The organism is Arthrobacter terrae (genome assembly GCF_015708085.1).
Taxonomy (GTDB): Bacteria; Actinomycetota; Actinomycetes; order Actinomycetales; family Micrococcaceae; genus Arthrobacter_M; species Arthrobacter_M terrae.
Genome location: NZ_JADNYM010000018.1, coordinates 41,160 through 53,844 on the forward strand (window position 1 = coordinate 41,160; position 12,685 = coordinate 53,844).

Genomic DNA, 12,685 nt, shown 5'->3' on the forward strand with positions numbered 1-12,685 from the left:
CCTGGCGAAGGTCGCCGGTCCGCCTCTACTAGGTTACCGCCCGCTACCGGTAGGATTCGGCACATTGACGCGCGGAGGGTTTTGAGCCTTGAACCTCAAGTTGAGGCTGAAAGTTCCCTGTTTCGCCATCCTTGTGCTTTCTTTGACATTCCGGCACGGAAGGCCAGGCTCCGCACCTCTATACTTTCAAAGACATGAGTAAACCGCATAAACCCGCCAAGCCTGCCGCCGGTGGTGGTTCCGCCACCGCCGTGCGCCCCGAGCTGGTCCGCGCCGACAGGCTGCGGGTCGGCTATGGCACAAAACCTGTCTGCGGTGAGATCGCCTTCACCCTCCGGGAGGCCGAGGCTATCGCGTTGGTCGGCCCTAATGGGGCCGGAAAGTCGACGGTTCTCAAGACCGTCGTCGGCCAGTTGGAAGCGATCAGCGGTACGACGCATATTCGCGGCCAGGAGGCCGATGACCGCCGGCTGGACTTCCGCCGGGAGGTAGCGATGGTCTTCGACGACGACGCCTTCTTTCCTGCGTTGACGGTGGAGGAGCACCTGGCCATTGTGGCCGCGGGCCACGGATCCACCGTGGTCGAAGACCTCATCGACACGGAGCTGGAGTTCTTCGGTCTCACCGGCGAGCGTGCCGCGCTGCCGCACAACCTTTCCTCCGGACAGCGGCGGAGGATGCTCCTCGCTGCGGCCTTCGTCCGGCCGCGCTCCCTGCTCGTTCTGGACGAGCCCGAGCAGCGCCTGGACACCGGAATGCGGGCACGGCTGGCCGAGCGGTTGCGCAGCGAGGTCGACGCCGGTCTGGGATTGCTGCTGGTGACCCATGACCCTGAGTTCTTGTCCATCGTGGCCACCCGGGCGATTTTTGTGGACGACGTGGTAAAGAAAATGACTCCGGACCAGGCTGCCCTGGCCATCTCCTCCGAGAACCCGCACGCGGGCTGAACGGCCGCTATGTCTTATTCGACGTCCACCTCAGAGCCGGCAGCCGCGCACGGGCCAACGCTCAGCGCCAAGGAGATCCGCCGCTATACCTTTAAGGTCGGCCTGGCCCGTTCCGAGGGTGGCATCATGGAGCTCATCTCGGAGATCTACACCTACGTTTTCGGCGCCGTCGTCCTGATTGTCATGTCCGGGGCCATCATCGTCGGGCTGCGGCACTCACTGGGACTCGGATCTGAACCGGCATGGTCAGCCAGCGCCCTGGCCCCCGGTTTCGCCAGTCTGGAACCGCTGCAGGCAAGCGCTACGCTGATGCTGACGCTGGCGGCAGCGCTGCTGAGCGTGCAAATGAATATCGGCCCCATCGCCATGACGGTGCCGCAGACTTTCTGGTGGCTCGGCCTACCGGTGCGCCGACGAGGTTTTATTCAACCGGGATTCTTCCGGTCCATGATCTGGCCGGCGGCGGGCGCCGTCGCCGTCGTCGTTCCGTTGTCCTTGGGTATCGGCGCGGACAGCTCCCCTGCACTGGTAGCCCTCGCCACCCTCTGCGGGGCGGCTCTGGCGCTCCTGCTCTACGGAATCGCCGGCTGGGTGCAGATCGTTGGCGGCGAACGCTGGCTGCGCCCGTTGACCGGCGCCGTCACCGTCATCGCACCGCTGTCGCTGGTAGCGACCGCGCTGATTAACAATGCGGAAAAAACCCGCGTCGACATGTCCTGGCTGCAGTACTTGCCCACCAGCTGGCCCCTGCTTGTGGCCGATGGGCAGCTGTGGCCGCTGCTGGTGACCGCCGTGGCCGTGGCCATGCTCGCGGTCGTCTACGCCAATTTGGAGCGGCTCAGCTCCGCCAGCTTGAAATCCAGTGCGGTGGCGAGTGCTTACGTGGCCGGCTCGGTGCTGTCCATGGACGCCAGCGAGCTGTCCCGCTCGCTGAGCAACGGTTCGCGCAGCGGGCATTCGTGGATCAGATTGCCGCTGGTTTTTCACCGCGGCACGTTGACCAGACGGTCCGTACTGACGATGCTCAGCGCTCACCTGACGATGCAATTACGTCAGCCTGCCACCCTGGTTCGGGTGCTGGTCCTCGCCGCTATTCCTGCGAGCCTGGCGTCCGTGCAGTTCCTCGGCAATGCCACGCTGATCGCCGTGGTGCTGTACTTCTGCGCCCACTTTGCCGTCACCGGCCTGGGCTCGGTGGCACGCTTCGCCGCCGGTAATCCCAGCGTGGATGCGCTGATGCCGTTGCCTGCCAAGACGGTGCGGCGAGTGCACTATGTGATCCCGGCGGTAGGCATGACGCTCTGGGTGATCATCTGTTTTGCACTGCTGCATGTTTTGGGCGTTGGTTCGTGGCCGCTGATCATCCTTGCCGTGCTCGCCGGGCCCGGCCTGGGTGGGGCCACCTTGCGCGCTGCCTTCCGCCCCACACCGGATTGGAACATGCCCGCTGTGGCCACCGCGATGGGTCCAATACCGACAGGTGCCATCCGCAGTTTCCTGATCGGCCCCGACCTGACCCTCATTTCGTTGCTTCCGGTGCTGATTTGCCTGATTTCCGGCGTCGTACCGCTGCTGGCCTTCCCCATCCAGCTGGCTCTGACCCTGATTGCCTACGCTTGGGGCACCAAGGTACGCAAGCCGAAAAAGAAGGGCGACGGCGGCATCTTCGGCCTGCCTGCTGCGGCACCGAAGCGCTGATGCTGGTGCCCGAACGCAGCTAAAGCCGCCAAGTCCCGTATGCCCACGGAGCACCAGACCCCGCACGGGGTCCCGCACCGGGCCCTGCGCCCCAACCGGACCGCGCCCCAACCGGACCGCGCCGCTTCGCTTTACGGGCCGGAAACCGGCACTATTGGTCAATGACACGCGGAGCCCCCGTCGAGGACATCGACGAAACCAAACTGACCGTTACAAAGCCCAAGACGAGCGCAGCCGGACTGACCGCTGTGGGTGTCGCCCTGGACCGCGGCATAGCCCAGGCAGGCGTATCACGAACGGCCAGGGCACTGCTGCGGCTGAACCAACGCGACGGTACGGACTGCCCCGGTTGTGCGTGGCCGGAATCCCAGGGCCACCGGAAAACGGCCGAGTTCTGCGAAAATGGAGCCAAGGCGGTGGCCGAAGAAAGCACGTTACGCACCGTTACCCCGGATTTCTGGGCTCAGCACTCCGTCGAAGAGCTGGCCGGGCGCACGGAATACTGGCTGGGCAACCAAGGACGGATCACCCATCCAATGGTGATTCGCCCAGGCGGTACACACTATGAGCCCATTCCATGGAGCGAGGCCTTTGAACTAATCGGCGGGCATATCCGCGCCTCCACCCCGGAGCGCACCGTGTTTTACACCTCCGGCCGCACGGCCAACGAGACGGCGTTCATGTATCAGCTGTTTGCCCGCTCACTTGGGACAAATAACCTCCCCGACTGCTCCAATATGTGCCACGAGTCGTCCGGATCGGCGCTGAACCCCACCATTGGAATCGGCAAGGGCACGGTGTCCCTGGAGGATATTCACCGCGCCGAGCTGATCTTCGTCGTGGGCCAGAATCCCGGGACCAATCATCCGCGCATGTTGTCGGCACTGAAGGAATGCAAGGACAACGGCGGCCGGATCGTGGCGGTCAATCCTCTGCCGGAGGCCGGGCTGTTCAATTTCAAGGATCCGCAAACCCCAGCGGGGCTGCTCGGCGGTGGAACACCGCTCGCCGATGAGTTCCTGCAGATCAAGGTGGGGGCCGATCTGGCGCTGTTCCAGGCCCTCGGTCACCTTCTTCTTCAGGAGGAGGAGCGGGTCCCAGGCTCCGTCGTCGACCATGAATTTATTGCCGCCAATACCGATGGAATCGATGCCTACCGGGCGGCCCGCAAGTCCATCGACTGGGCCGAAACGGAACAGGCCACCGGGCTCTCCCGGCTGGAGATTTCCAGCGTTGCCAAAATGCTGGTGGAGTCCAAAGCGACCATCATCTGCTGGGCCCTGGGACTAACCCAGCAGCCGCATTCGGTGAACACGCTCAAAGAAATCATTAACCTCCTGCTGCTGCAGGGGAACTTCGGAAAACCAGGAGCCGGCGCCTGCCCGGTCCGCGGTCACTCCAATGTGCAGGGCGACCGCACCATGGGAGTGTGGGAGAAGCCGCACGAGTGGATGCTTGCGGCCCTGGATAAGGAGTTCGGCATCCAAGCCCCGCGCCGGCATGGACTGGACTCAGTGGACACTGTGGCGGCGTTTGAGAATGACGACGTCGACGTCTTCGTCTCGATGGGCGGTAACTTTGCGCTGGCCTGCTCCGACACGGAGGTTCTGGAGGCCGCCATGCAGCGGGTGGGGCTGACGGTGCATATTTCGACCAAGCCCAACCGCTCGCATGTTATGCACGGGATGACATCTTTGATCCTGCCGACGCTGGGCCGCACCGACACCGATGACAAGCACCCGGACGGACGTCAGATCCTCTCCGTGGAGGACTCAATGTCGGTGGTCCGTTCCACCCAGGGCAGGCTGACTCCCGTCTCCGACCATCTGCTGGCCGAGCCGGTCATCGTTGCCCGGATGGCCACTGCCACCCTGGGCGAGGATCATTGTGTCGGCTGGAAGGCGATGGCGGAGGATTACGACGTCATTCGCGACCACATTTCCAAGGTCCTGCCCGGCTTCGAGGACTTCAACCGCCGGCTGCGGAGTAAAAACGGCTTTGTCCTGCCGAATCCACCGCGCGATACGCGCAGCTTTGCCACGGACATCGGCCGGGCGCGGTTCACCGTCAGTGAGTTGGAATACCTGACTCCGCCGGCCGGGCACCTTATTCTGCAGACCCTCCGCAGCCACGACCAGTACAACACGACGTTTTACGGACTGGACGACCGTTACCGCGGTATTTCCAACGGCCGGCGCGTCATCCTGGTCCATGCGGAGGACATCAAAGCCCTGGGCTTCCGGGACCGTGACCTGGTGGACGTCATCAGCACGTTTCAGGGTGCAGAACGCCGGGCCAATAAATTCCACCTGGTGGCCTACCCGACGCCGCAGGGCTGCGCGGCGGCCTATTTCCCGGAAGCCAATGCGCTGATGCACCGGGAGCTCGTGGCCCGTGAATCAAATACTCCCGGGTATAAGGCCATGGCCGTACGGTTTGTGCCGCATACGGAAAATCCGGAGCAGAACAGCTGACGGCCGGGGTTCCGTGCGCCTCCGTCAATCATTAAGAATGATCCGTTGACATAAAAATGCGGCCGGGTTAGGCTATCGATAATTCACCGTACAGCAATTTTATTTGCACCGCACAATTTCTCCGCGGTGCTGCTTTTATTGCCGTGACGGATATTTTTCACAGCCGTCATGTTCCATTATTTTTTGAACTCTGGAGCGTCATGAGTAGTGTCGGTTTGCTGTACGTAGGGGCCGTTCTCTTCATCAATGGCCTGATGCTTATTGGACGTATCCCCGGGAAATCGGCGGGTATTTTGAATTTATTTGTCGGCGGTATGCAGGTAATTTTTCCTACCATCATCATCCTGCAGGCAAATAATGACCTAGCGATGATTTTCGCCGCCGCAGGACTCTATCTGTTTGGCTTCACCTACCTCTATGTCGGAATTCTGCAGTTCACCGGCATAACCGCAGAGGGGCTGGGCTGGTTCTCGCTCTTCGTGGCCGCCAGCGCCGTCGTCATCGGCACTTTGCAGTTCACCATGGTGAACGATCCGGTCTTCGGTGTCATCTGGTTTGTCTGGGCCGTTCTCTGGTTCATGTTCTTCCTTCTGATGGGACTCGGGAAGGACTCACTGACCCGTGCCACCGGGTGGTTCACCATTTTTATCAGCCATCTGACGGCCACAATCCCGGCGTTCTTCCTGCTGGTCGGCAAATACGAAACAAATGCCGGGCTGGCCGTTGGACTCGCGGTCATCTCCATAATTGCCCTCGGCGCGGCGTTGTATCTGGGCCGCCGTCCGCCGCGGGATATGGAGCCCGCCGAAGCGGAAGGAGCTCTGCAGACCGTCTAAACCTCCCACCACAACCGCGAAAGGCGCGTCTATGCCGCTTTATGAGTTCCGGTGTCCGAACTGTTCGTCCTTTGACGCCTTCTATCCCATGACTGATGCGCCGGATTCTGCACTCTGCCCCACCTGTCAGAGCCCTGGGCGCCGCCGGATAAGCGCACCGAATCTGTCCAGGACCGGTTCGTCCGCATTTAAATTAATTGACTCCACCAAACGCAGCGCTGCCGAGCCGCAGGTTATCGATTCGCGTTTGCCCGGATCCCCTTCCCGTACCACTGGTCGTATTACATCTAATCCATTGCATCAGAAACTGCCGCGCCCGTAACGTACGCAGCAACGAGTCACAGGAGATGAAATGCCCGAAGTACTGTTTCCACTGGATTCCAGTAAGAAGTTCGAAGACCAGGAGAAGATCGGCCATAACAGATGGCACCCTGAAATTCCGCCGGTAGCCACGGTCAAACCGGGCCAGTCATTCCGGGTGGATTGCCGGGAATGGTTTGACGGTGCAATCGTCAACGATGACTCCGCCGAGGATATGCTCAACGCACCGTTGCTGACGGTGCATAAGCTCAGCGGGCCGTTCGCCGTCGAGGGCGCCAAGCCCGGCGACCTCCTGATTGTGGACATCCTCGATGTTGGGCCGATTCCGCAGGAAGACACCGGCGCCCTGGCCGGCCAGGGGTGGGGATACACCGGTATTTTTGCCAAAAACAACGGCGGCAGCTTCCTGGTGGATCAGTTCCCGGATGCCTATAAGGCAATCTGGGACTTCAATGGCCAGATCGCCACCTCACGGCATGTACCCCATGTTTCCTTCCCGGGCCTGATTCACCCCGGTCTGATGGGTACCGCGCCATCAGCGGCGCTGCTGGCGAAGTGGAACAAACGCGAGGGTGATTTGATCGCCACTGATCCGAACCGAATGCCGCCACTGGCGCTTCCCCCGGAAGCGGGGCACGCGGTGCTCGGCAGCCTGCCATCCGCGGACTTTGACAGGGTTGCCGGGGAGGCTGCCCGTACCGCTCCCCCGCGGGAAAACGGCGGCAACCAGGACATCAAGAACCTGTCCAAGGGCTCCCGGATCTTCTACCCGGTCTTTGTTGACGGCGCGAACTTGTCGGTCGGGGATCTGCACTTCTCCCAGGGCGACGGCGAGATCACGTTCTGCGGTGCCATCGAGATGGGCGGGTTTATCGACCTGAGGGTGGACATTATCAAGGGTGGAATGGACACCTATGGCGTGAGTGAAAATGCGATCTTCCTGCCGGGCAATGTGGAGCCGCAATTCAGCCAGTGGCTGGCGTTCTCGGGAACCTCCGTCACCCTAGATGGTGAACAGAAGTACCTGGACTCCCACCTCTCCTACCAGCGGGCATGTCTGCACGCCATCGATTACCTGACGAAATTCGGTTATAGCCCCGAGCAGGTTTATCTGATGCTCGGTGCCGCGCCGATCGAAGGCAGGCTCTCCGGCGTCGTCGATATTCCCAACTCGTGTTCCACCGTCTACATTCCGACGTCGATCTTCGACTTTGATGTCCGGCCTTCGGCCGCCGGTCCGCACCAGATCGATCCCGGCATCGGGGCGCCGAGGGCGAACAACAAGTGACGCTCTAGGTGTGGCCGGCAGCCAACCGGCTGCTGGCCACACCCCAATATGGACATCCAGCCGCCGCGGCCCGTGCACACCAAGCCAGCCGCCCACTGCGCAGGGGCGGGCGCAGTGGGCGTTAGGGGTGTGGCAGAGCATGAACCGGAGCACCAGACGGCAGCCCGAGTGCCCGGCAGGGATTAACTTCTGCGCAGGGACACCGGCGCCACCAGTATGGCTGCGGGCTCCCTGATCCACTCCAGCCCCGTGGCCTTTCGCTCCACCCGCGTGGAGAAGCGGTAGGAGAACAACCGCACGCGGATCCAGCGCGGAGCCGTACCGTCAAAGGGATCGCTGCGCAGCAGTTTCAGTGTCCTGCGGTCCGCCACCAACAATTTGCCGAGCAAGGGAACAAACCAGTGATCGCTTGGCGAGCCCAACGCCATGAACCACAGCATCCAGCCCAGACGCAGATGATAGGGCGCGTATTGACGCGGCCGGCGCTGCGGATCCCCCGGTTTGCCTCGAAACTCATACTCCCGCCAGCGCGCCTGAGCCGGATCGTCGTCGTCCGTCCCCTCCACAACCACCTCATGCCGTTCCCGGGTAATGCTGCCGAACGCGCCATAGGCGTTCACCAGATGCCAGCGGTTAAAACTGGCGTTCATTAGCTGGTGACGCGAAAAAAGATTGCGGAGCGGCTTGTAGCTGAGTACGATCAGCCACGCTGTCGCTGCCAGTACGACGACGGCGAACCAGGCGGGCAGTTGCGCGGACTCGACCGCCCCCGCCGGAACCGCCGGAATGACCAGGCGCACCGCGTCGTTGCTGATCGCGGAGAAAGCCAGGAGCATGGTGAGCACATTGAGCCAGGCAAAATTCCCGGACAGGACCAGCCACGCCTGGGTGAGAACAATGATCGCTGCGGCGATGTTGGCCAGCGGCTGCGGGGCGAAGAGGAAAAACGGCACGATCAGCTGGGCGAAGTGGTTCCCCACGACTTCAAAGCGGTGCAGCGGCTTGGGGAGGTGATGGAAGTATCTGCTCAGCGGATTAGGCATCGGCTGCGTCTGGTGGTGGTAATAGAGCGCAGTCAGGTCGCGCCATGCCGTGTCGCCCCGGATTTTGATCATGCCGGCACCGAACTCCAGCCGAAAGACCAGCCACCTCAGCAGCCAAAGGATGGTCACCGGCGGGGCAACGGAGTCCGAACCGAGGAAGGCTGCGATGAACCCCGACTCCAGCAGCAAGCTCTCCCAGCCGAAGCCGTAGAACGTCTGGCCAATGCTGACGATCGACAGATACATCGCCCAGATGAAGAGGAAAACCACCAGCGGTACCCACGGCGGGCCGGCCTGCGGCAGCCCAAGGACCAGCGCAAAGGCCAGGACGGCCCCCGTCCAGGCAACGACGAGGAGCAGGTTATCCGAGTAGCGCCAGTGGAAAAGTGACGGATAGCTGCGGCGGGGAGCGCGGGCCAGAAACTTCGGAGCCGGCAGCAGGCCGTGCTCACCGAGCAGAGCAGGGAACTGGGCCACTGCGCAGAGAAACGCGATAACGAAGATCGCGGCGATTCCGCGCTGCAGCACCTGGCGGGAGAACTCATATCCGCCGGCACCAAGCCATCCGAACCATCCCTGCATGCTCAACCACTCCCGGCGACACCCAGCCGCGCCGGGTCAGCATTCCTCAGACCCGCTGGGCTATTCCCCACGCTACGGTTGCCGCCGAAAATGGTCAACGCCGGTGGCTGCTTGTCATACAACCTGAGAAAACCCCGTCCATGACGAGCCGCTGACTTCACCGCGTACCGTGTTCCCCGCGTGCCAGGTCCAAACCGGAAAACGGCATCCGCACCTGTACAGCACACTGCGCCCAGACCTACACCATCCGCCCCAAAGCCACCCGCTAACCGCCCGCACTGCGAACCAGGGCCCCGCCCTCGGGGCGCCCCGGGAAGCAGAGCTTACGTGCGACGGGTCAGCTCAGCATTCGACGACGTTGACCGCCAGACCACCCATTGCCGTTTCCTTATACTTCGAACTCATGTCTTTGCCCGTTTCGCGCATGGTTATGATGACTTCATCCAACGAAACACGATGCTGTCCGTCCCCCCACAGGGCCATCTTGGCGGCGTTGATTGCTTTCGCGGCGGCGATGGCGTTGCGCTCTATGCAGGGAACCTGGACCAGTCCGCCAATTGGATCACAGGTCAAACCAAGGTTATGTTCCATCGCAATTTCGGCAGCATTTTCGACCTGCTCAGGTGTCCCGCCCATGACCTCGGCAAGTGCGCCGGCAGCCATTGAGGATGCCGAGCCGACCTCGCCCTGGCACCCCACTTCGGCTCCCGAGATTGAGGCCTGTTCCTTGTACAGCACCCCGATGGCGCCGGCGGTAAGCAGGAACTTCACTACTACGTCGTCCTTGGCTTCCTGCGTGCCGTCACGCATACCGTCGGTGTAATGGGTTGCATAGAACATGACGGCCGGAATAATCCCCGCCGCGCCGTTGGTGGGTGCGGTGACGACCCGCCCACCGGAAGCGTTTTCCTCGTTCACGGCCAAGGCCACCAGGTTAACCCACTCCTGCCAGAACTTCGGGTCCCTGTCCGTGTCTTCGAGCCGCAGTCTGGCGTGCCAGTCGGGTGCCCGACGGCGGACCTTGAGTCCGCCGGGCAGCAAACCTGTGCGCTGTAGGCTGGAGTTTTTGGATTCCTCCATCACGTCGCGAATGTGAAGCAGGCCATCGCGGACCTCCGATTTGGAGCGGCTGACCAACTCATTGGCGAACATAACGCCGCTGATGCCCATCCCCGATGCGGTGCAGTGCTGGAGTAGTCCAGCTGCCGTGCGAAACGGGTACGGTAGCTGCTGCTTGGAATCCGCCAGCTCCTGCTGCGCTGCGTCTTGCTCTCCCTCGCGGACAATGAAGCCGCCGCCAACGGAGAAGAAGGTGGCTTCGTGGAGCACACCGCCGGCCTGATCGGTGACCTGGAACTTCATGCCGTTGGTGTGTCTTTCGAGCACGGTCAGCGGGTGCAGAATCATATCTTCCACGCGGTAGCTGAGCGTCTTCGCTCCGCAGAGGTCCAACTCGCCGTTGCTCTCAAAGAAGGCCAATCGGTCCTGAACTTCCTGCGGGAGGATGAGTTCAGGCTCCCGGCCCTCCAACCCCAGCAAAACCGCTGTCATGGTTCCGTGTCCCCTGCCGGTTGCCGCCAGCGAACCGTAGAGGTCCACCCGCAAACCCGTGACAGCATCGACGATGCCCTGCGATGCGAGTTCGGCGGCGAAAACAGCCGCTGCCCGCATCGGGCCTACTGTGTGTGAACTGGAAGGTCCGATGCCGACCGAGAATAGGTCGAAAACTCCTACTGCCATGACTGGTCCTTATCTATTGCGGGATAAACATGCGTGCGGGTCTGGCCCGTGGGCCTAGGCCAGGAGTTCTGCCGGGTGGTTTTCGACGGCGATCATTTCCACGACGGCCGGGGACAGGGACGCCGTAATTGGCTCGGCTCCGGCTGGCGCGCTCACAACGCGCCGCCGTTGGCTGCTGCGTAGTCCTCGGCGCTCAGCAGCGGGCCGTCGGCGCTGACGTCCACCTTGAAAAGCCAGCCGAGGCCGTACGGGTCTCCATTGACCAGCGCGGGATCGTCGATGACGGCGCTATTGACTTCCGTGATCTCCCCGCTGACGGGCGCGAACAGTTCCGAGACGGATTTAGTGGATTCAATTTCACCACACGGCTCGCCCGCGGTGATGGTGGCGCCAACCTCGGGCAGGTCGACGTAGACGATGTCTCCGAGTGCGTCTGTGGCCACGGCGCTCACGCCGACCGTGGCGTGCGCTGATCCATTGCGCGCAATCCATTCGTGTTCTGCGGAGTACTGCAGCCCTGGTACTACCTTGCTCATGATGTCTTCTTTCGCTAAAAGTGCGCAGCTACGGCAGAACCGGGCCCGCCGGCGATGGTTTACTTTTCCCGCTTGTAGAAGGGCAGGTCCACAACTTTGAAGGGTTCGGCTTTGCCGCGCAGATCCACGCTCAGCTCGGTGCCGGGCATTATGTGTTCGACGTCGACATAGGCCAGAGCCACCGGGTAGCCGAGCGTGGGGCTCAGGGCTCCGGACGTGACTTCTCCGACGACGGCCCCGTCCAGTGTGACGGGGTAATGCGAGCGTCCCGCGCGGCGGCCCATTCCCTGCAGCCCGACCAGCCTGCGCCCGGTGGTTTTACCGGCGCCGCTGGCTTTCTTTGCCTCCAGCGCCGGGCGGCCGACAAAGTCCGATTCCTTGGAGAGCGCGACGACCGGTCCGAGGCCGGCCGAATACGGGTCACCGTCGATACTGAGCTCGTTGCCGTAGAGCGGCATTCCGGCCTCCAGACGCAGCGAATCACGGCAGGCGAGGCCGGCCGGAATCAGCTTTTCGCCGCCGGCCGCGAGCAGTGCCTTCCACAATGCCGGGGCCTGGGCATTGGGAATGTACAGCTCGAAGCCATCCTCGCCGGTGTAGCCGGTGCGGGCAAGAAGTACATCCATGAGGCCGCTGCCGCCTTCTGTGCCGCCACCTGCCTGTACCTGCACGTTGGTGCTGGCATAGTACTTAAGACCGCGCACGGTATCGGCTTGTTCGGCCGGGACCAGTGTCAACAGAATCGCCTCGGCGTCCGGGCCCTGCAATGCAATCAGTGAGGTCGCTGCGGACTGGTCCTGCACGAGGACGTCGAATCCGGCCGAGCGCTGTGCCAGTTCCCGGGCCACCACCTCGGCGTTCCCCGCGTTCGGCACCACCAGGTAGTTGTCCGCGGAACGGCGGTAGCTGATCAGATCGTCAATGATGCCGCCATCGGCATTGCAGATCAGCGAGTATTTGGCCTTCCCGTCCACAACGGCGGAGAGCTTCCCCACCAGGGCAAAATCCAGAAACGCTCCGGTATCCGGGCCGGTAACCTGGACTTCGCCCATGTGGGAGAGATCAAAGAGCCCGGCCGATTTCCGCACGGCGTGGTGCTCGGCAAGTTCGCTGCTGTATTTGAGCGGCATCTGCCAGCCGCCAAAGTCGGTAAAGGACGCGCCCAGCTTTGCATGCTCGGCGTAGAGTGCGGTGTGCCGCGAAACAGTTGGTTCAGTCAT

At 62.3% G+C, this 12,685-nt stretch carries 10 protein-coding genes; 6 read left to right on the forward strand and 4 right to left on the reverse strand.

Annotated elements, in window-relative coordinates:
- Nucleotides 1–194 precede the first annotated feature (194 nt).
- From IV500_RS14220 to fmdA, 6 genes are all read left to right on the forward strand, one after another.
- Nucleotides 195–947, forward strand: a complete 753-nt coding sequence (locus tag IV500_RS14220) for an ABC transporter ATP-binding protein (protein WP_196397471.1) — start codon at nt 195–197, stop codon at nt 945–947.
- Between the two features lie 9 nt (nt 948–956).
- The gene (locus tag IV500_RS14225) at nt 957–2,645 is read left to right on the forward strand and encodes a DUF6297 family protein (protein ID WP_196397472.1); all 1,689 of its coding nucleotides are present in this window, start codon (nt 957–959) and stop codon (nt 2,643–2,645) included.
- 161 nt (nt 2,646–2,806) lie between these two features.
- Complete coding sequence (locus IV500_RS14230; protein WP_196397473.1) at nt 2,807–5,119, forward strand: FdhF/YdeP family oxidoreductase; 2,313 nt, start codon at nt 2,807–2,809, stop codon at nt 5,117–5,119.
- A gap of 200 nt (nt 5,120–5,319) precedes the next feature.
- A complete protein-coding gene (locus IV500_RS14235) occupies nt 5,320–5,955 on the forward strand; it encodes an AmiS/UreI family transporter (RefSeq protein WP_196397474.1) in 636 nt (211 codons plus the stop codon).
- Nucleotides 5,956–5,986: 31 nt separating this feature from the next.
- Complete coding sequence (locus IV500_RS14240; RefSeq protein ID WP_196397475.1) at nt 5,987–6,277, forward strand: FmdB family zinc ribbon protein; 291 nt, start codon at nt 5,987–5,989, stop codon at nt 6,275–6,277.
- A gap of 30 nt (nt 6,278–6,307) precedes the next feature.
- On the forward strand, nt 6,308–7,564 hold the full coding sequence (fmdA, locus tag IV500_RS14245) for a formamidase (protein WP_196397476.1): 1,257 nt from the start codon (nt 6,308–6,310) through the stop codon (nt 7,562–7,564).
- Between the two features lie 182 nt (nt 7,565–7,746).
- Here the strand turns inward: fmdA and IV500_RS14250 are convergent, their stop codons facing one another.
- From IV500_RS14250 to gcvT, 4 genes are all read right to left on the reverse strand, one after another.
- Nucleotides 7,747–9,189, reverse strand: a complete 1,443-nt coding sequence (locus IV500_RS14250; RefSeq protein WP_196397477.1) for a lipase maturation factor family protein — start codon at nt 9,187–9,189, stop codon at nt 7,747–7,749.
- A 342-nt stretch (nt 9,190–9,531) separates the two neighbouring features.
- A complete protein-coding gene (locus tag IV500_RS14255; protein ID WP_196397478.1) occupies nt 9,532–10,929 on the reverse strand; it encodes an L-serine ammonia-lyase in 1,398 nt (465 codons plus the stop codon).
- Nucleotides 10,930–11,081: 152 nt separating this feature from the next.
- A complete protein-coding gene (gene gcvH / locus IV500_RS14260; RefSeq protein ID WP_196397479.1) occupies nt 11,082–11,465 on the reverse strand; it encodes a glycine cleavage system protein GcvH in 384 nt (127 codons plus the stop codon).
- 59 nt (nt 11,466–11,524) lie between these two features.
- Complete coding sequence (gene gcvT, locus IV500_RS14265; RefSeq protein ID WP_196397480.1) at nt 11,525–12,685, reverse strand: glycine cleavage system aminomethyltransferase GcvT; 1,161 nt, start codon at nt 12,683–12,685, stop codon at nt 11,525–11,527.